This is a genomic window from Devosia chinhatensis (genome assembly GCF_000969445.1).
Taxonomy (GTDB): Bacteria; Pseudomonadota; Alphaproteobacteria; order Rhizobiales; family Devosiaceae; genus Devosia; species Devosia chinhatensis.
The window spans coordinates 1,688,303-1,706,432 of record NZ_JZEY01000054.1; the positions used below are offsets into that span (position 1 = coordinate 1,688,303).

Annotated in this window: 22 protein-coding genes; 9 read left to right on the plus strand and 13 right to left on the minus strand. The window is 62.4% G+C overall.

All coding sequences use genetic code 11. The features are described from left to right. Positions 1-108 precede the first annotated feature (108 nt). The 6 genes from VE26_RS08150 to thrS all read right to left on the minus strand — a co-directional run bounded on the left by VE26_RS08150 (position 109) and on the right by thrS (position 6,140). The gene (locus tag VE26_RS08150) at positions 109-1,515 is read right to left on the minus strand and encodes a phosphohexomutase domain-containing protein (protein WP_046104500.1); all 1,407 of its coding nucleotides are present in this window, start codon (positions 1,513-1,515) and stop codon (positions 109-111) included. Between the two features lie 50 nt (positions 1,516-1,565). Next, positions 1,566-2,951 (minus strand): UDP-glucose dehydrogenase family protein, encoded by a 1,386-nt coding sequence (locus tag VE26_RS08155; protein WP_046104501.1) that lies wholly within the window; start codon positions 2,949-2,951, stop codon positions 1,566-1,568. A gap of 131 nt (positions 2,952-3,082) precedes the next feature. After that, positions 3,083-3,229, minus strand: a complete 147-nt coding sequence (locus VE26_RS18060) for a hypothetical protein (RefSeq protein ID WP_160297821.1) — start codon at positions 3,227-3,229, stop codon at positions 3,083-3,085. A gap of 151 nt (positions 3,230-3,380) precedes the next feature. Further along, on the minus strand, positions 3,381-3,809 hold the full coding sequence (gene arfB, locus VE26_RS08160) for an alternative ribosome rescue aminoacyl-tRNA hydrolase ArfB (protein WP_046104502.1): 429 nt from the start codon (positions 3,807-3,809) through the stop codon (positions 3,381-3,383). A 139-nt stretch (positions 3,810-3,948) separates the two neighbouring features. Next, a complete protein-coding gene (locus VE26_RS08165) occupies positions 3,949-4,173 on the minus strand; it encodes a hypothetical protein (protein ID WP_152658763.1) in 225 nt (74 codons plus the stop codon). Then, the gene (gene thrS, locus VE26_RS08170) at positions 4,173-6,140 is read right to left on the minus strand and encodes a threonine--tRNA ligase (protein WP_046104504.1); all 1,968 of its coding nucleotides are present in this window, start codon (positions 6,138-6,140) and stop codon (positions 4,173-4,175) included. The genes VE26_RS08165 and thrS overlap by 1 nt, the downstream gene beginning before the upstream one ends. Positions 6,141-6,367: 227 nt before the next feature. Between thrS and VE26_RS08175 the strand changes: the two genes are divergently transcribed. Further along, positions 6,368-6,934, plus strand: a complete 567-nt coding sequence (locus tag VE26_RS08175) for a transglutaminase-like cysteine peptidase (protein ID WP_052715757.1) — start codon at positions 6,368-6,370, stop codon at positions 6,932-6,934. Here the strand turns inward: VE26_RS08175 and yidD are convergent. Together yidD and VE26_RS08185 are read right to left on the minus strand one after the other, a co-directional pair. Further along, positions 6,931-7,242, minus strand: coding sequence for a membrane protein insertion efficiency factor YidD (gene yidD, locus VE26_RS08180; protein WP_046104505.1), 312 nt, complete (start codon positions 7,240-7,242; stop codon positions 6,931-6,933). The two genes, VE26_RS08175 and yidD, sit on opposite strands and share 4 nt — an antisense overlap. After that, a complete protein-coding gene (locus VE26_RS08185; protein ID WP_046104506.1) occupies positions 7,242-7,694 on the minus strand; it encodes an iron-sulfur cluster assembly scaffold protein in 453 nt (150 codons plus the stop codon). The genes yidD and VE26_RS08185 overlap by 1 nt, the downstream gene beginning before the upstream one ends. A gap of 146 nt (positions 7,695-7,840) precedes the next feature. Between VE26_RS08185 and folE the strand changes: the two genes are divergently transcribed. The 4 genes from folE (at position 7,841) to VE26_RS08205 (ending at position 11,582) form a co-directional block, all read left to right on the plus strand. Beyond that, positions 7,841-8,467, plus strand: a complete 627-nt coding sequence (gene folE, locus VE26_RS08190) for a GTP cyclohydrolase I FolE (protein WP_046104507.1) — start codon at positions 7,841-7,843, stop codon at positions 8,465-8,467. A 110-nt stretch (positions 8,468-8,577) separates the two neighbouring features. Next, positions 8,578-9,561, plus strand: a complete 984-nt coding sequence (gene corA / locus VE26_RS08195; protein ID WP_046104508.1) for a magnesium/cobalt transporter CorA — start codon at positions 8,578-8,580, stop codon at positions 9,559-9,561. A gap of 137 nt (positions 9,562-9,698) precedes the next feature. Further along, on the plus strand, positions 9,699-10,151 hold the full coding sequence (gene hisI, locus VE26_RS08200; RefSeq protein WP_046104509.1) for a phosphoribosyl-AMP cyclohydrolase: 453 nt from the start codon (positions 9,699-9,701) through the stop codon (positions 10,149-10,151). Between the two features lie 339 nt (positions 10,152-10,490). Then, positions 10,491-11,582, plus strand: coding sequence for a reverse transcriptase domain-containing protein (locus VE26_RS08205; protein WP_152658764.1), 1,092 nt, complete (start codon positions 10,491-10,493; stop codon positions 11,580-11,582). Between the two features lie 144 nt (positions 11,583-11,726). Here VE26_RS08205 and VE26_RS08210 read toward each other — a convergent pair whose 3' ends face one another. Next, positions 11,727-12,461, minus strand: a complete 735-nt coding sequence (locus VE26_RS08210) for a rhomboid family intramembrane serine protease (RefSeq protein WP_046105158.1) — start codon at positions 12,459-12,461, stop codon at positions 11,727-11,729. Positions 12,462-12,638: 177 nt separating this feature from the next. Between VE26_RS08210 and VE26_RS08215 the strand changes: the two genes are divergently transcribed. From VE26_RS08215 to VE26_RS08225, 3 genes are all read left to right on the plus strand, one after another. After that, positions 12,639-13,292: a PAS domain-containing protein gene (locus VE26_RS08215; RefSeq protein WP_046104510.1), complete on the plus strand. Its 654-nt coding sequence runs from the start codon at positions 12,639-12,641 to the stop codon at positions 13,290-13,292. Between the two features lie 166 nt (positions 13,293-13,458). Further along, the gene (locus tag VE26_RS08220; protein WP_046105159.1) at positions 13,459-14,034 is read left to right on the plus strand and encodes a PilZ domain-containing protein; all 576 of its coding nucleotides are present in this window, start codon (positions 13,459-13,461) and stop codon (positions 14,032-14,034) included. Between the two features lie 151 nt (positions 14,035-14,185). After that, on the plus strand, positions 14,186-14,806 hold the full coding sequence (locus tag VE26_RS08225; protein ID WP_046104511.1) for a transglutaminase-like cysteine peptidase: 621 nt from the start codon (positions 14,186-14,188) through the stop codon (positions 14,804-14,806). Positions 14,807-14,903: 97 nt separating this feature from the next. Here VE26_RS08225 and VE26_RS08230 read toward each other — a convergent pair whose 3' ends face one another. Next, complete coding sequence (locus VE26_RS08230; RefSeq protein ID WP_046104512.1) at positions 14,904-15,224, minus strand: DUF6949 family protein; 321 nt, start codon at positions 15,222-15,224, stop codon at positions 14,904-14,906. Positions 15,225-15,308: 84 nt separating this feature from the next. On the opposite strand from VE26_RS08230, the gene VE26_RS08235 reads away from it, so the two are divergent. After that, on the plus strand, positions 15,309-15,986 hold the full coding sequence (locus VE26_RS08235) for a hypothetical protein (protein ID WP_046104513.1): 678 nt from the start codon (positions 15,309-15,311) through the stop codon (positions 15,984-15,986). Between the two features lie 30 nt (positions 15,987-16,016). Here the strand turns inward: VE26_RS08235 and VE26_RS08240 are convergent, their stop codons facing one another. The 3 genes from VE26_RS08240 to VE26_RS08250 all read right to left on the minus strand — a co-directional run bounded on the left by VE26_RS08240 (position 16,017) and on the right by VE26_RS08250 (position 18,037). Next, complete coding sequence (locus tag VE26_RS08240; RefSeq protein WP_046104514.1) at positions 16,017-16,235, minus strand: DUF3126 family protein; 219 nt, start codon at positions 16,233-16,235, stop codon at positions 16,017-16,019. A 113-nt stretch (positions 16,236-16,348) separates the two neighbouring features. After that, positions 16,349-17,173, minus strand: coding sequence for a serine O-acetyltransferase (gene cysE / locus VE26_RS08245; RefSeq protein WP_046104515.1), 825 nt, complete (start codon positions 17,171-17,173; stop codon positions 16,349-16,351). An 81-nt stretch (positions 17,174-17,254) separates the two neighbouring features. Then, a complete protein-coding gene (locus tag VE26_RS08250) occupies positions 17,255-18,037 on the minus strand; it encodes an alpha/beta fold hydrolase (RefSeq protein ID WP_046105160.1) in 783 nt (260 codons plus the stop codon). Between the last annotated feature and the right edge of the window lie 93 nt (positions 18,038-18,130).

Genomic DNA, 18,130 nt, shown 5'->3' on the forward strand with positions numbered 1-18,130 from the left:
TCCTGGGGTCTTATTCCGGCCAGGCAACCGGCATGTTGAGATGACCGTGGCAATTCGGCTCAAGCTCGTCTCAAACTTGCATCAAATGCCGGCCAATGGCGCAAAAGGTCAGGTGCCGACGGCTTCCGCGGCCTTGCGCAGGCCCCATTCGAGCAGAAGGCGTGCCTGGCCCTCCTGCGCCGCTTCAACATAGCAGCGCAGTTCTGGCGCATTGCCGGAGGCGCGAAAATGCACCATGTCGCCCGATCCGGTCCACACCTGCACCCCGTCGATCACGGCCTTGCGGCTGACGCCGAGATCGCCGAACAGCGTTTCGGCAAAACCGGGCACCTGGCCCAGCCTGTCGAGGAAGGCCAGGCTCTTTTCGCGCGGGACATTTTGCAGCCGGTTCGCCAGGGCGTGCATCAGCGGCAGCCCGCGCTGCAGCTGCGCCAGTGTCGTGCCCGAGGCCATGGCCTGCGCCAGCGCACAGAGCAGCGGCAACAAAGCGTCCCGCGTCGGCAGGGGCGGCAGGCTGACACCCCGTGCCGTCACGCCTGGTCCCACGAAGGTGCCGCCATTGGCCTCGAAGCCCACAACGCCCGATCCGGCCGCCGCCATCGCCTCGATCACATAGGGCGACCCGACCCGCGTGCGGATCACCCTGTCGAAGCCCTCGACCCGTTCGATGCCGGAATTGGACGTTACCGGCGTGACGATGGTCCGCGCACCCAGATGCCGGGCGGCCAGAAGGCCCAGCACGTCGCCACGCACGAAATCACCCTCGCCGTCCATCAGCAGCGGCCGGTCGCCATCGCCATCGGCCGAAACGATGGCATCGAGGCCGTGCTCGCGCACCCAGCCTGCCAGCGGCGCAAGGACCGGATCGGCGAACGCTTCGGTGTCCACCGGCACGAAGCCCTCAAGCCGGCCGAGCGGCACGATCTCGGCGCCGAACCCGCCGATAATGTCGCCGAGCAGGTCCCGCGCCACCGTCGTGTGCTGATAGACGCCGATGCGCAACCCCGAGAGCGCCCCTGCCGGCAACAGTCCGGCAAACCGGTCGCTATACCGCCCCAGCGCTTCTGCGCCTTCATCGACGACCTCCGCTGCCGGTCCCTCGACCGGTGCATCGTCCAGCGCGGCCACGATGCCGGCCTCGTCCGCCTTGCTGATTTCGCCGCTGGGCAGATAGAATTTGAGCCCGTTCCGGTCGGCCGGAATATGGCTGCCCGTCACCATGATCGCCGCGCCGCCCTGCGCCTGCGCATGCAGCGCCAGCGCCGGTGTCGGCACAGCCCCGCAAGACACCGGCGTCAGCCCGCTCTGGGCTATCGCCAGCGCACAATCGGCCAGAATGCTTTTGCTCGATGGCCGGAAGTCCGCACCAAGATAGACAGCGCCCGACATGGACGGCGCAACTGCACGCAGATGCCGGATAAAGGCACGCGTATAGCGACGTGCCGCCTGCCCCTCGAGATCACGGGCAAGACCGCGCAGGCCGCTGGTTCCAAAGCTCAGGCTGGTTGGGGACATGACGCTTCTCTGCCTCCGGGCCGGCATGGTCGGCGCGCCAATTAAGGCGATTACGTCCCGGCGGTCAACTCGCCCAGCAAGGCCTCGATGCCGGCAGCCTCGCCCTGCCCCGCCAGCGCCGGCATCGCCGCGTCGGGTCGCCCCAAGCTGGCATAGGTGAAGCCGTGCCGCACCATTTCCGGCGCCCGGTAGACATTGCGCAGATCCACGAAGACCGGCGCCGCCATCAGCGACTTGAGCCGCGCCAGGTCCAGCGAGCGAAACGCGTTCCATTCGGTGACCAGCACCAGGGCATCGGCCCCTTCGGCCACCGCATAGGCGCTGTCGGCAAACCGCACGTCGTCCAGAACGGCTTCCGCCGCCGCCATGCCCTGCGGATCGAAGGCAACGATCCTGGCCCCCCGGTCCTGCAACCCGCGGATGATGTCGATCGAGGGCGCCTCCCGCATGTCGTCGGTATTGGGTTTGAACGTGAGTCCGAGAATGCCGATGGTCCGCCCCCGCACATCGCCCCCACAGGCTGCCACGATCTTGCGCGCCATGGCCCGCTTGCGCTGCTCGTTGACGGCGATGGTGGCCTCGACGAGCCGCATCGGCGCGTCATTGTCCTGGCCGATCTTGGCCAGCGCCAGCGTGTCCTTTGGAAAGCACGATCCGCCATAGCCCGGCCCGGCATGGAGGAATTTCGCCCCGATCCGCTTGTCGAGCCCCATGCCCTGCGCCACCTGCTGCACATCCGCGCCGGTGCGGTCGCAAAGGTCGGCAATCTCGTTGATGAACGTGACCTTCATGGCCAGGAACGCATTGGCGGCATACTTGATCAGCTCGGCCGTGCGACGGCTGGTGAACAGCAGCGGCGCCTGGTTGAGGTAGAGCGGCCGGTAGACTTCCGTCATCACTGCCCGGGCACGCTCGTCTTCGATGCCCACCACGATTCGGTCGGGACGCTTGAAATCCTCGATGGCCGCCCCTTCGCGCAAGAATTCCGGATTGGATACCACCAGCACATCGGCATTGGGGTTTTCCGCCGCGATGATGCGCGCCACCTCGTCGCCCGTGCCGACAGGCACCGTCGATTTGGTGACGACCAGCGTAAAGCCCTCGAGGCTGGCCGCTATCTCCCGCGCGGCGGCATAGACATAGCTGAGGTCGGCATGGCCATCGCCGCGCCGCGAGGGTGTCCCCACCGCCACGAAAACCACGTCCGATGCGCCAATCGCCGCCTTCATCTCGTGCGAAAAGGACAGCCGCCCCGCTTCGGTATTGGCTTTCACCAGCTCGGCCAGTCCGGGCTCATAGATCGGGATGATGCCGTCCTGAAGCGCGCGGATCTTGTCGGCGTCGCGGTCGAGACAGATGACCTCATGACCGAAATCGGCCAGGCACACGCCGGTCACGAGCCCGACATATCCTGCCCCAACCATTGCAATCTTCATGACAGCCTCCGCGTCCGGCCGCGCAGTATTAGCGGCAGGGCGGAAAGGAGTCGCTGCAATTTTGCTTGGCTTTTGCGCGCTTCGGCAAAAATTTCAAAGATCTGCGCAGCGGTAATGCGCGTTGTCTAGGCCTAGAAGCCCAGCGCCGCCGCGATGCTGGTAAAGCTGTGCCAGAGGGCGAAAACGCCGATCCAGGACAAGGCGGTCATCCCGAGCAGCACCACGCCGCGCGGCAGCGCAAGACCATTCTGGTGGGCGACACTGGCCTGTTGTCTCATTTTGTCCTCCGGCCAAGATCTCTTCTCGGCACGCAGTCGATTAAGACACTTAAAGTGTTAACGGACAACAAATCCGCCGGTACAGGATTGAGCAAAAAACGTCCGGCATCGGGCGGGCGCGCGTCAACACGACGCTCCTGCCACGACGCGGTCAGTCCTGCCCGGGACGTCCCCGCATCTGCTTGACTTCCGAGCGCCTGGACTTGCCCTCGAGCCGCCGCTTCTTGGAGGCCAGCGTCGGACGCGTCGCGATTCTCGGCTTGGGCGGGTAAGCCCCCTCGCGGATCAGCGCCACCAGCCGCGCCAGCGCTTCCGCCCGGTTCAGCGGCTGGTCGCGATGCGAATTGGAGGTGATGACCACCACGCCGTCCTTGGTCAGCCGGCTCCCCGCAAGGGCCGCGACGCGTCGCTTCACCGGCTCCGAGAGGCTGGGTGAGTTGACGAGGTCGAAGCGCAGTTGAACGGCGCTGGCCACCTTGTTGACGTTCTGCCCGCCCGGCCCCGAAGCGCGCACGAACGTCTCTTCGATCTCGGACGGATCGATGGCAATCGAACGGGTGATCTGAATCAGTTCGGCCATCGATACCCGCTCCTGCTCTCACCCTTGACGAGGGCCCCTTCTCGATGCCTCGTTTTCTCCACGATGACGCAAAAAACGAGCATCCCGGGCGACCATCTTGTAACTGCCCCGCCTCGACGACGAAGCGGTCCGGCGGTCGTCAGCGCTTCCAGCGTCCGGTGAAGTAGACTTCTTCATCGTGGATGATGCGGCCCTTCTCCGTCGTCCGGAACTTGCCCGGCTCGACTTCCTCGACCCATTTCTTCTTCAGCATGCCGGCAAAGGTCTTTTCGCCGATATCCTTGAAGTCATCCGGGCCGAGGACCTTGTCCTCGCCCAGATGAAACAGTGCCTTCATTTCCCGATTGGACGGACGTTGCGGCATCAGGCAGCCTTCTCGGCCTTTTCCCGCAGGTCGGGCGGGGTGGCCTCGGCCAAAAGATCGACTAATGCATCCATGAATGGACGCACCTGCTGGCCCTCGGTGCCGAGGCGGCGGATGGACACGTTGCCCTCCTCGGCCTCGCGCTTGCCGACCACGAACAGCAGCGGCACCTTGCCCACCGAGTGCTCGCGCACCTTGTAGTTGATCTTCTCGTTGCGGGTGTCGATCTCGGCGCGGATCCCGGCAGCACGAAGCTGGTTGACCAGCTTTTCGGCATACGCGTCCGCTTCCGACACGATAGTGGTCACCACCACCTGGGTCGGGGCCAGCCACATCGGCAACTTGCCGGAACTGTTCTCGATCAGGATGCCGATAAAGCGCTCGAAGCTGCCGACGACAGCGCGGTGCAGCATGATCGGACGATGCTTGGCGCCATCGGCACCCACATACTCTGCGTCCAGCCGTTCCGGCAGGTTCGGGTCGACCTGCAGCGTGCCGCACTGCCAATCGCGGCCGATTGCGTCGGTCAGCACGAATTCGAGCTTGGGGCCATAGAAGGCGCCCTCGCCCGGGAAAACGACGTAATCGTGCCCGGCAGCCTTGCAGGCATTGCCAAGCGCAGCCTCTGCCCGATCCCAGCTTTCTTCCGAGCCGATACGCTTTTCGGGGCGCGTCGACAGCTTGATGCGCCAGCCCGTAAAGCCCAGATCGGCATAGACGCCGGACAGGAGGTCGATGAACTTCTTCGTCTCGGCCTCGATCTGGTCCTCGGTACAGAAGATATGCGCGTCGTCCTGGGTAAAGCCGCGCACGCGCATGATCCCGTGCAGCGCGCCCGAGGGCTCATAGCGGTTGCACGAGCCGAATTCGGCCATGCGCAGCGGCAGGTCGCGGTAGGACTTGAGCCCGTGGTTGAACACCTGGACGTGGCAGGGGCAATTCATCGGCTTGAGCGCATTGACCGTCTTGTTCTTGGCATGCTCCTCGTCCACTTCGACGATGAACATGTTTTCCTGGTAATTGTCCCAGTGGCCCGATGCTTCCCAAAGCTTCCGGCTGACGACCTGCGGCGTGTTCACTTCCACATAGCCATCGGCGCGCTGCTTGCGGCGCATATAGTCCTGCAGGGCCACATAAATGCTCCAGCCCTTGGGGTGCCAGAACACCTGCCCGGGCGCTTCTTCCTGCATGTGGAACAGGTCCATCTCGCGGCCGATCCGGCGGTGGTCGCGCTTTTCGGCCTCTTCCACCATCAGCAGATAGGCGTCGAGCTCTTCCTTGGTGGCAAAGGCCGTGCCGTAGATGCGGCTGAGCACTTCACGATTGCTGTCGCCACGCCAATAGGCGCCGGCCACCTTGGTCAGCTTGAACGCCTGCCCGACATCCTTGACCGAGCGCATATGCGGGCCGCGGCAGAGGTCGATCCACTGACCCTGCTTGTACATCTTGAGCGACTGGTCGGCCGGAATGGCATCGACCAGTTCGACCTTGAACTCTTCGCCCTTGGCGCGGAAGAAATCCTTGGCCTGGTCGCGGCTCCACACTTCCTTGGTAAAGGCCGCACCGCGCTCGATGATCTCGCTCATCTTCTTTTCGATTGTGCGCAGCTCGTCTTCCGTGAACGGACCTGCCGGACGGTAGAAGTCGTAATAAAAGCCGTTCTCGATCACCGGGCCGATCGTCACCTGCGTGTCGGGCCACAGCTCCTGCACCGCTTCGGCCAGCACGTGCGCGGCATCGTGCCGGATCAGCTCCAGCGCGTCTTTCGAGCCGCTGTCGCGTGTCACGAACTCGATATTGCCATCGGCTTCGAGCGGGTCCGAAAGATCGGACAGCACGCCATTCCACTTCATGGCGACCGTCTTCTTGGCCAGGCTCTTGGAGATCCCCTCGACCACGGTGGTGCCGGTGGTGCCGCGCGGAAATTCGCGAGCTGCACCATCGGGGAACGTCACCTTGATCGACATTTCATGTCTCCAGAAATTGGGTTGAATGCAGCGTCCGTCGCTGCAAGGCGGCCTGAATAGCACGCTTTTGCTTTTCTGCCAGCCCAAAGCGGCACCGCGCGCGCCGACCTTCGATGCAGCGCATTTGATTAAAATTGCGACGAAACTTGAGAGAAATTGTCTCGAACTCTTGGGCAAACCTTGGGTCAGCACAGAAGTTGCTTTGATCGCGCAGAGGAATTGCAGCCATGTCGAGCCTGGAAACCTTCGTTACCCGCACCGCTCCCCGTCTTTTCGGCGCCGCCGCCCTGGCATTGCTGCTGGCCGGCGCCGCGCAGGCCAGCCAGGGCCCGCGCGGGGCAATTCCCGGCTCCACCATCATGACGCCGCTGCCCATGCAATTCTTCTGCGCCAGCAATCCGCGCGAATGCGTTGCCGGCAAGGACACCAAGGCGCGCTGGAACGACCAGCTGCACAAGACCCTTCATCAGGTCAACATGCAGGTCAACGCCGCCATTCGCCCGCAGGCCAATCCTCGCGGCGGCTGGAAGATCAACCCCGCCTCCGGCGATTGCAACGATTATGCGCTCACCAAGCGCAGCCGCCTGATCGAGCTGGGCGTCCCGGCCGGGGCCCTGCGCCTCGCCGTCACAGCCACGCGTCGCGGCGAAAAGCACCTGATCCTGGTGGTCAAGACCACGGCCGGCGAAGTCGTGCTCGACAATCTCTCGCGCAACATCGTCACGCTCAAGGATTCGGGCTATGCCATCCACGCCATGAGCGGCGCCAATCCCAAGCGCTGGATTGCCGGCTAGCGCCAGCGTCCATACCGCCAGGGCAGATACCATCTGCCTTGTGCCGGAAGGCCCTCGGGCACCGGGTCATAGCCATGGCTTCCCCCCGGCCGGCAGCGCCAGAACCGCGCCAGCCCCATCCAGCCGCCCGGCCAGAAGCCATATTGCCAGATCGCGTCCCGCGTATATTCCGAGCAGGTCGGCAAATGCCGGCATGTTCGCCCGGCAAAGGCCGAGAGCGTGTAGCGATAGACGGTGATCAGGAACACTGCGGCGAGCTTGAACGGAAAGTCGACGAGCCGCCAGAACAGCGAAGTGAATCGATCCATCAGCCTTGCGCCGCAACGCCCTGTTCGGACACGGCTTTTGCCAGGGCCGCCTCGACCGCATCGAACACCAGGAGGGTCGATGCATGCCGGTTGGGATAGTCCCGCACCGGCGCCAGATAGCCCAGATCCGCCCATTGCCCGCCCGGCGCCGCGCCATCGGCCTTGAGCATGTCGTGCATGGCCTGCCGCAGCTGCCGGAAACTCTCGACCGGCGTGCCCACGATCTCGCGCGCCACGATTGCGGCGGAGGTCTGTCCCAGCGCACAGGCCGAGACCTCGTGCCCATAGCCCACGATTATCCCGTGCTCGACGCGCACATCCACCTCGACCACCGATCCGCAGACCCGGCTGACCTTGCGTGCCGACCCGTCCGCATCCGCCAGGCGCCCCGGCTGGGGGGCATTGCCGACGATGTCGAGTATCTTTTCGGAGTAGAGGTCGCTCAGTTCCATTGTGCCGGTATTCGTTTCTTGTTCCGGGCCGCTGCGCTTTCTATATAGGTGCTCTGCAGGCCCCTGTCAGGGGAATAACATCCTGGCATGATCCGACCGGACTTAACCTGCGTTATTGAAGCGGTCACACGCAAGGAGCCAGACCCATGGACGCCCCCGCCACGCCGCTCAAGCCGGCCGTTGCCGCTGGTCAGCCCGTCGATCGCCCCAGCCGCGAACAAGCCGAAGCCGCCGTTCGCACCCTGATCGCCTGGGCCGGCGACGATCCGAACCGCGAAGGTCTGCTCGAAACCCCTGCCCGCGTCGCCAAGGCCTATGGCGAGCTTTTCGCCGGCTATGGCCAGGATGCCGAGGCGGTCCTGTCCAAGACCTTCAAGGAAGTCGGCGGCTATGACGACCTTGTCCTGGTCAAGGACATCCCCTTTTACGCCCATTGCGAACACCACATGGTGCCATTCTACGGCAAGGCGCACATCGCCTACCTGCCCCATGACGGTGTCGTCGGTCTCTCCAAGCTGGCGCGGCTGGTGGAAGTCTTCGCCCGGCGCCTGCAGACTCAGGAGACCATGACGGCGCAGATCATCGACGCCATCAACGAAAATCTCGGGCCCCGCGGCGCCGCCGTCATGCTCGAGGCCGAGCATATGTGCATGACGATGCGCGGGGTGAAGGCGCACGACGTCAAGACCGTGACCCACCGCTTCACCGGCGTCTTCGCCGAGGATCGCGTCGAGCAGGACCGCTTCTTCGCCATGGTCGCCGGCCGCCGTTAAGCCGTCACAAGTCTGCGCCATCCTTGGCTATGCGATCCGGCCCGGCTCCCCGATAGGGACCGGGCCGCATCTCTGTTATAAGCGCGCCGCCATCCTGCCGGGGACAATCCATGCTGAAAGCCTTTACCTGCACCAGCGATCTTCTGACCGAAGTGCCTTTTTCCGGCGACGCGAGCGGGCTTGTCTGGATCGATCTCGAAAATCCCACCCGCGAGGAAGACCAGGCCGTCGAGGCGGCGCTGGGCGTGCTGATCCCCACCCAGGCCGACATGGCCGAGATCGAATTGTCCTCCCGCCTCTATCACGAGGACGGCGCCGAATTCCTCACCATGACTGCCCTCGCCAATCTCGACAGCGACGACGCCGTCAAGATGCCGGTGACCTTCATCCTCAAGGGCACCACGCTCGTCACCGTGCGCTGGTGCGATCCCCGGCCCTTCGCCGCCTATCGCGCCCGCGCCGCCCGCCAGAAGGATACGCCCGCCCGCAGCGGCGAACATGTCATGCTCGGCCTGCTTGAAGCCCTGATCGACCGCATGGCGGACGCCCTCGAGCGCATCGGCACCGATGTCGACCACATCTCGCGCGAAATCTTCCGCAACAAGGCGCGCAACGTTTCCAAGAAAACCCGCGACCTCCAGGCCGTGATCGAAAAGATCGGCGCCAAGGCCGAATTGCTCAATCTCATCCAGGAAAGCCTGGTCAGTATCGGCCGGCTCACCGCCTATCACAATGCCATGGACGAGACGCCGCGGAAATCCCTGCCCGCCCGGGAAAACCGCAATCTTCTCAAGGTCATCCAGCGGGATGCGCTCTCGCTGGGCGAACATGCGCGCGGGCTCAACGGTCGCGCCAGCTTCCTGCTCGATGCCACGCTCGGCCTCATCAATCTCGAGCAGAACCAGATCATCAAGATCTTCTCGGTCGCTGCCGTGGTCTTCCTGCCGCCGACCCTGGTAGCCTCCATCTACGGCATGAACTTCGACATCATGCCCGAGCTGCATTGGGATTTCGGCTATCCCTTCGCCATCGGCCTCATGATCCTCTTTGCCGTCCTGCCCTATCTGTTCTTCAAGCGCAAAGGCTGGCTCTAGCCCCGAAACCTCCCAAACGGCTTCCCCGCGAAACCGGCGGCTCTCCGCTCCCGCCGCCCTTGCCCGCGCGCGCCAACCTCTTCCCCCTGCGCCCCATCCGCGCTAAAGCCCGGCCATCCTCAACAGGAGCCCCGGCCATGACCGTCGCCTTTGCCGATCCCCAAGCCCTCGACCATGCCGCGCTCGAGGAAGGCACCGCCTTCGCCCCGCGCTTCGATGCCCAGGGCCTCATCACCGTGGTCACCGTCGAGGCCGGCACCAACGATATTCTCATGGTCGCCCACATGAATGCCCACGCCCTTTCGCTGACGCTGGAAACCGGCATCGCCCATTATTGGTCCCGCTCGCGCCAGGCGCTCTGGAAAAAGGGCGAAACCTCCGGCGAAACCCAGCAGGTGGTCGCGCTGCGCACCGATTGCGACCAGGATTGCCTGGTCATGTCCGTCCACCAGACCGGCCGCGGCGCCGCCTGCCACACCGGCCGCAAATCCTGCTTCTACCGCCAGGTCATCGTCGAACACGGCGCCGCCCAGCTGGCCGACACCGGCCTGCCCCGTCTCTTCGACCCAAAGGCGGTTTATGGAGGGTGAGAAGGTAGCAATACAGCATCAGCTCGTGAGCCCATTGCTGTCATTCCGATGGAAGTTTGGGCTCGCCGAAGCGGTCCTATTGGAAGCTTCTATGTGTCTGCGTAGCAAACAAAGCATAGATCCTGAACGAGAAAATCCTCGCAGGGAAAAAGCTCACGGCAGAAATGCCACGTGGAAACTTCAGGCCGAGTTCTTTTTGGTGCCGATTAGTAGATAAGCCTGCCAAAGAACACTTGAAGAAAATCGGGCACATGTGAGATACATTGCGCCTGAGCATTCGCCTTCATTTCGGCGGCTGGATTATCCAGGGCGTTGGATGTGGAGTGCGGCGGGGAGGCGGTGGCGCAGGTCACGGTCTCATCCGCGCAGAATGGGCGGCAAAGCAAAAGCGCCAAATTTCGCCCGCTTGTACTGGCCCCGCTACGTTCGCGCATCGTCCAGCGCGCCGTACTTGAGGCTTTGGGAACAGTTCCGGGCCTCAGCCGCTATTTTGACAATCCGAACAGCTTCGGCGGTATAAAGAAGCAGACGGATGGGCTATCGGCAGTCCCTGCCGCAGTTCAGGCTGTGCTAACTGCGATAGGCAATGGTGCCACCCATGTGGCATTTGCCGACATACGTGCCTTCTTCACCAAAATACCCAAACCCCTAGTGACAGATATAATAGCGAAGGTCACGCAAGATCCACCGTTCGTTTTATTGTTTGAAGATTCCATTCGGCTCGAACTATCAAACATGGCGGAGCTTAAAGAAAAAGCACAGGACTTTCCAATAGAGGCTATCGGGGTTGCCCAAGGGAATTCTTTATCACCTCTGCTAGGCAATATCCTACTTCATGACTTTGATCGCCGCATGAATGATGGTGACTGCGTGTGCATCCGATATATCGACGACTTTATCATCCTTGCGCCTTCAGCGGCAGCCGCGAAAGCCCGAATGCGATTGGCCATTAGCATTTTGGATGAGTTCGGCATGACCCTTTCCGAGGAAAAATCTTCGACGGCACCGCTGAGAGTGTCCGACAAGTTCGATTGGCTTGGAATCGAGTTCAATAACGGCTTCGTCCGTCCATCATCGAAGGCTATCTCGAAGCTGGAGCTGAATGTACAAAAGCGCTTTAGGGAAAGCACTAAGGGAATGCGCGACACTAAGAGAGGCGAAACCATCCCTAGAAAGCATTCTCTAGTAGCAACTCTCGACCGTGTCGACAGCATCATTAGGGGCTGGGGCAAGCATTATCGCTTCTGCAACGATGATGCACTGTTTAGCCGAATAGATGCGAAAATGGCAGGCTTAGTGGTGGGCTTCCTTGGCGAGTACCGGGACATCAAAAGACGTCGCGACCCTAAAGATGCGGCATCCCTGTTAGGTATGGAAGAACTTGCCAGGCAGCAACGGAGGCCCCTCGTCTGGCCGACAAAAGAGCGCTAGGCCCAGATGCCTGCTCAGTGGTCCCCAATGACTCGTAGCACAACAAGGTGAGAGCACAGTTTGCTGACAACATATGGCAAATGTGGGAGCGTTAGCATCTCCTACTTTTGCAATATTCGCCTGTCAGCGACCCCCTATCTGCCCCTACCCCTTCTTCTCGAACAACCCCACCAGCAGCAGGCCGGCGAAGAAGCCGCCGAGATGGGCTTGCCAGGCGATGTTGAGGTCCTGCCCCGTCAATACGGGCACCAGCGGCACGGCGGCGTTCAGCACCAGCCAGATCAGCGCGAAATAGCGCGAGCGCGGATTGGTGAACACTTCTCCCACGCTGGCGAGGCGCCGCCCCAGCACCACGGGCTCGCCGGTTTCGGGGTTCCGGCCCATCAGCACCGGCTGGAACATGAAGCGGATGGCCGCGCCCGTCAGCCCCGCCACCCCGCCCGAGGCGCCGAGCAGGTAGATGCCCTGGTACAGCGTCGTCGCCGCGAAAAAGGCGGCGCCCGCCGCCGAGGACACGAGGAACAGGGCCACCATGGCCCCGGCCCCATAGCGCCGCGCCACCGGCGTTGCGAAGATCACCAGCCACGCCACGTTGAACAGCACATGGTCCCATCCCGCATGCAGCAGCGCATGGGAAAAGGGCGACCACAGCAGCGGCAGGCCGAAGCTCGGGTCCTCCCCCATCAGCACGATGCGATAGGGCTGGAACGCGAACCAGAACAACAGCTCGATCTGCCCCTCCTCGTTAAGAACAAGGGTTGATGCCAGGTGAATGGCCACGATCAGCCCGGCCAGCGCCGCCACGGCGCTGGGCAGCAGAAACACCGGCTCTCGCGCCGGAGAGCCCGGCACGCCGGGGGGTTGGTCTTGTTCACTCATGGAAAAGTCCTGAAGCCCCGGCAGCACATGGAATGGCTTTCCCTTTTCCACATGCGGCCGGCGGCGTTAACCTTAAAACTTCTTTAAGCGGGCATTTGCGGCGGCATTTTGCGATGGTCGAGGCGTTACGGATGGACCTCGGGGGGTTCTCCGAGATCTCCAGACCGGGTCCTGACCATGCAGATGCCGAGCACGATGTCGCTCTATACCTATTGGAACACGATTCGCGGCTCGCGCAGCGCGCCCGATCGCCGTGACATCGACCCGACGCGCATCCGTGAATCGCTGGCCAATACCTTCATCCTCGAACTCGATGACAACGACCTCTTCTCCTTCCGGCTCGCGGGCTCGCATCTGTGCACCAGCTATTGCCGCGAATTGAAGGGCCGCTCCTTCTCCGCGCTCTGGCATGATCGCGACAGCGACGCCATGGAAACCCTGATCCGCGCGGTCACCGAGGATCATGCGGTCGCCCTCGTCACCTTCCAGGGCTCGACGGCGCTCCAGACCAAGGTCAATTTCGAAACCATCCTCATGCCGCTGCGCCATAACGGCTCCACCCATACCCGCATCCTGGGCGCCATGACCGCGCTCGAGGACCCCTACTGGCTGGGCGTGCAGCCGATTCTCGAGCAGCGCATCACCGGCCTGCGCCTGATCTGGCCCGACGAGGCCGCGGGCGGCGATGTCTCGCGCGATGTCATCTCCAATGTCGTCAACGACGTGCGCTTCACCGCGCCCGCCTCGCCCTCGGGCATGCCCACCACCATCTATGGCCGCAGCGCCCGCCGCTATGCCCATCTGGCGGTGATCGACGGCGGCCGCAACTGATCGACTTCGTCGGCCTTTGCGCCTAATCGCGCCGGCCGGCCTCATCAAGCGTTAACCAAGACGCGCTAACCTTCCCGCACTTATTCCGACGCGTGGGGCGGGTTTGCTTATGCTCAGTGACGATTTTTCCACGCCCCGTTCCGCTGCCGGCCGCGATCGCGTCGCGATGGAACAGCGCTTCCAGCGCGTCACCGTCTCGATCCTGGGCCGCTACATGCTGGCCGACCGCCGCGAATTTCCCTGCCAGGTCCTCTCGATGTCCCCGGGCGACGCCGTCGTCATCGCCCCGGTCGCGGGCATCGTGGGCGAACGCATCATCGCCTATCTCGATCACCTCGGCCGCATCGAGGGCACGATCCTGCAACAGGTCGATGGCGGTTTCGTCATGGATATCAGCGCCTCCCCCCGCAAGCGCGACAAGATGGCCGCCCAGCTGACCTGGCTCGCCAACAAGGATCTGCTCAACCTGCCCGAGGACCGTCGCCACGAACGCGTCGTGCCCGACATCCGTCATTCCACCGTCGTCCTCGATGATGGCCGGCGCTACAATTGCAAGATCATCGACATTTCGCTCTCCGGCGCCGCCATCGAGCTGGACGTGCGTCCCGCCATGGGCACGCCCGTCACCCTGGGCCGGATGCGGGCGCGCGTCGTCCGTCATTTCCAGAACGGGGTCGCGGTCGAGTTCGCTTCCGCGCAGGAAATGCTCAATGTTGTCCAACAGAACCTGCGCGTGAACTGAACGCTCACAGTCTGCTAGCGTTTTCGCCCCAGATGTCATGGTTAAGCAGAGCCTGCGCACCTCGATAAAATACGCATAAAAACTGCGTGGCACTTTTCGCATCGGCCTAAGCCGGCCCGCCTAACGTGGTCTCCATCAGGGAGACTACACAATGGCTTTGAACTCGAAGGGACTGCTGGTTGGGCTGGTTACAGCCTTGATCGCATTGGCAAATCCCGCCGCCGCCATCGACTTTACCAACGTCGCTTTCATCCAGACCGCCACCGGCACCACCTCCATTCCGGTCGGCCATCTCGAGTTCTGCCAGTCCCGCCCGGCCGAATGCCGCCCGCACGACCGCATCGAGCCCGCAACCGTGCTCAACGAAGCCAACTGGCAGCAGCTGGTCTCGGTAAATAACTATTATAATCAAACGATTGTGCCGGTCACCGACATGGAGCTCTATCAGACCGAAGAGTTCTGGACCTATCCCAACGGCTATGGCGATTGCGAAGATTTCGCCCTGATCAAGCGCCGCGACCTCATCGCCGCCGGCTGGCACCCGAGCACCCTGCTCATCGCTGTCGTCAAGGAAGCCAACGGCAATGGCCACGCCGTTCTCATCGCCCGCACCGATCGCGGCGACATGGTTCTCGACAACCAGCACGGCGCCATCCGCCTCTGGAGCGAAACGCCGTACAAATACGTCAAGCGCCAGTCTCAGGCTCACGCCGGCCAGTGGGTCGACATGATCGATGACCGCGTGACCATCGTCGCCGCCAACGGCAACTGAGTTTCCGGACCCCGCCCAAAAGCCTAACCCTGATAGGGGTCTGAAGAGCAAGGCCGGCCTCGCGCAAGCGGAGCCGGCCTTGCTGTTTCAAACGAGCTCAGAAGCGCAACGCGACATAGGCGCTCATGAACAAAAGCCCGGTGATGAAGGCCCAGCCAAAGGCCACTAGCGCTGAAACCAGCACGGAGGTCATGGAGATCGTGCCGCCCTCTTCATGCCGCCAGCCCTGCTGCAGCATGATGTACGGGCCGCACACGAAGCTCATCGCCAGATTGCCCATGGCCGCAGCATAGTTGCGTCCGTCCATGCGCAGCATCGCCGGCTGCCGCGCCAGCCACTGATAGAGATGCGTCAACATCCCAGCCATGCAGAGCCCGACGCCCATGATGAACGCAGCGAGGAGCAGTTCTCTGGTCATGCCGGCACCCTAAAAACTCTTTACCTTTTGTTAAGCATATTGATTGCCCTATGGCCTGTCACCTTCTGGCGGAAAAACTGGTTAATGCGGGCGCCGATATCCACACATGTCCTGGCAGAGCCGCGCTCGAGCCTGGCCTATAACCTCGCCGGCATAGCTGTGCTGGTGTTCCTGCTGGCCGTGGGGGTGGCATATCTGATCGATCGCGCCAGTCAGGCAGACAGCCGCGCCTTACCGATGCTCAACGATATCAACACCGTCAGGCAGACCCTGTCGGGTCGCGACCTCGACATTCCGCTGTTGTGGTTTCGTTACGGCGAGCAGGTCAAGGAGGGCTTTGCCAGCCAGATCGACCTGCGCCTGTATTTGACGCTGGATTCTGGGGCATCCCCCACCCCGGTTGGTGCGACCTTGCTGCCGCGCAGCCGGGCCCGGGCGAGCAGCGCCTTGCTGGACGCCGTCTATCTGCACCAGTTCGAGGATGGATCGGTGGGCGGGGTGCCCGGCCTTGTGGGCAAGCAATTGACGGCCCGGGAGGGCTATGCCGGCGAGACGGTCTGGTATGACCCGCTCTCGCCAAGCCCCTTCGTCGCAAAATGTGCCAACCCGGTGGAGCCGGGCCGGCCGGCGCAATGTCTGCGCACAATTCATCTTCAGAGCGGGCTGGCCGCCGTCCTCAGCTTTGATGCCACAGCCTTGCAGCACTGGCGGCAGTTCGACATCGAGTTGGCAGCCTGGCTCGGTCGGATCGGAGCGCTTTAGGATCGGCAGCGCAGAGGCGCCGCCGTTCCGTCAGTCGATATCTTCAAGGTCGATGTCGAGGATCGACATCGAGAACATGTAGGACTTGTCGCCATCTTCGTCGTCGAGATGAATAAGCCCGATAGACTCCTCGCCGATGAACACTTCAACGGAATCATTGAGCTTGGCGCGCGGGCGCACGTCGATGTTGCGGTTGTTGAAAGTGCGTTGCAGAAACTTCTGCAGCTTGATGATCTCGGGATGGTTCACGAAACAGATCCTGTTGTTTGTTGAGCCGGCAATCTAGTGACTGCCCCGGCGCTGACAACCCCCGGGACGCGGCATTTTCCGGTAATAACGCGGCTCGCGGACTTGCGTCCGGGTTAGGACGCGTCGTGCACGAGCACCATCTGATCCATGACAAGCGCGGGCTGCGCGCAGCCCGCTTCACCAATCACTTTGGCCGGAACACCGGCGACGGTGGTACGCGGCGGAACTTCCTTGAGCACCACTGAACCAGCCCCGATCCGGGAGCAATCGCCGACTTTGATATTGCCCAAAACCTTGGCCCCTGCCCCGATAAGCACGCCATTGCCGATCTTGGGATGCCGATCCTGGTCGGATTTTCCTGTCCCCCCCAGCGTCACATTCTGCAACATGGAGACATTATCGCCCACGACCGATGTTTCCCCGATCACGAGACCGGTGCCATGGTCGAGCATGATACCCTTGCCGATCGACACGGCGGGGTTGATATCCACTTGAAAGACCTGGCTTGAACGGCTCTGCAGATAGAGCGAAAAATCCCGACGACCAGCTTTGTGCATCGCATGCGCGAAGCGATGCGTCTGGATCGCTTGGTAGCCTTTGAAATAAAGCAGTGGCTCCACCGCCCGATGGCAGGCCGGGTCGCGTTCCAGCGTAGCCGCCAGATCCACGCGAGCCGCCTCTCCAATAGCTGGATTGTCACGTAGGGTTTCGGCGAAAGCCTGCCGGATCATATCGGCGGAGACTTCCTCGTGATCGAGGCGGGCGGCGAGCCGATGCGCAAGCGCATCCTCGAAGCTTTCGTGGTTGAGCACATTGGAGAGCACCAGATTGGCCAGAGAGGGCTCGGTGTCCAAAATCTGCTGCGCCCCGGCACGCACGGCGGCCCACACGGGATCGACAGACTGGATCTGAACTGACTTCTTGGCGCTGCCGCTCATCTTGTGGCACTCCGCTTCATCGATAACTGACGATATAGGTCAGATCATTCTCCAAGACAAAGGTCTTGCGGACGATTTGGTTCACGAAACCGGATCAGCGCGAAATGTTCTGCCCAGAAATTCCAGCGCCGCGGACTTGAAAACCTTATCGCCGGTCGCGCGCATGTGGTCACGCTTCGGAATTATCACGGCCTCTCCGTGGGGCAGCAGATCAGCCAGCGGCGCAGGTCTGCCCGCCATGTCGTCCGTTCCACCCACTGCCACGAGCACAGGAACATTGATACGCCGGACATCGGCTCGCGCCATCGGCTGACGCGAGGTTTCCATGCAGGCAGCCAGCGCCTTGCGATCGGAGCCGGTATGGTCGGCGAAGATGCGAAACTGGCGCGCGGTAGGATGTGTCAGGTCCGAGAGATCCGGGGCTTGAAGTCCTGCAATAATGTCATTGCCGTCGGTCAGGCCATTGATGAGATTGAGGCCCATGCCGCCAAAGATGGCGCAGGCGACACGCTCGGGATAAGCATAGGCCATGAACGCAGATATGCGCGCCCCCATGGAATATCCCATGACGGCCGCTGTTCCGATATTCAGATGGTCGAGCAGAGCGACCGCATCATCGGCCATGAGACCCGGATGATAGAATTCGGGATCATGCGGCTTGTCGGACAATCCATGCCCACGATTGTCGATGGTAATCGCCTGATAGCCGGCCCCGGTCAGTGTTTCGATCCAGCCGGTATCGAGCCAGTTAACCTTGCCGCTCGAGGCGAAGCCATGAATGCAGAGAACCGGAGCGCCATCACCATGAACGTCGTAGGCCAGAGAAAGACCGGAGGTTGAAAAGTGGGGCATGACGAGCTCGATGCGGTTTCCTTGCCGTGGGTTTTGCGGGTTGAGCCGACAATTGCAAGCCCAATCGGGATGCAAAGGCCCTTTGCGCTGCGGCGCGCCTTTGCC